Raw genomic sequence first — 548 nt, 5'->3', positions numbered from 1 at the left:
GAAGAGAATGCAAGCAGCAAGATAACATCGCTTACCAATGGGTCTATAACTAAAGACTCAAGTGATGCTGTAGCGGGTAATCAGTTATATGCTCTAGGGAGCGGTGTTGCGCAGTCTTTAGGTGGTGGCGCTAGTTATGAGAATGGAACTTGGAGTGCGCCTACATTCACGGTTAAGAGCTTTAAAGCGGATGGGGTAACAGAAGATAAAGAATATAGTACTGTTGCGTCTGCCTTTGCTGGTGTTGGAGATTCATTCGATAAAGTTAAAGATAAGTTCAGTAATATTAAGGATGAAATTACCAAAGAGATTGAAAAGGACATTACCACTGTTCAAGGAGATGCGTTGTTTTGGGATAAGTCCAAAGGTGCGTTTGTAGCGACGCATGGTGAAGAGAAGACAAACAGCAAGATAACATCGCTTTCCAATGGAGACATTAGTGCTACTTCAAGTGATGCTGTAGCGGGTAACCAGCTATATGCTCTAGGGAGCAGTGTTGCGCAATCTTTAGGTGGTAAAGCTAAGTATGAAGGTGGCACATGGACAGC

General features: G+C 43.2%; 1 pseudogene. It reads left to right on the top strand.

The features are described from left to right. A pseudogene (locus ACFIK0_RS09890) lies at positions 1-548 on the top strand (hypothetical protein); the annotation flags it as partial.

The sequence above is a fragment of the Bartonella sp. CL63NXGY genome, from assembly GCF_042194905.1.
In the GTDB taxonomy this organism is placed as follows: domain Bacteria; phylum Pseudomonadota; class Alphaproteobacteria; order Rhizobiales; family Rhizobiaceae; genus Bartonella.
The sequence above is the reverse complement of the archived record's forward strand: the minus strand, read 5'-3'. Positions and strand labels throughout refer to the sequence as shown.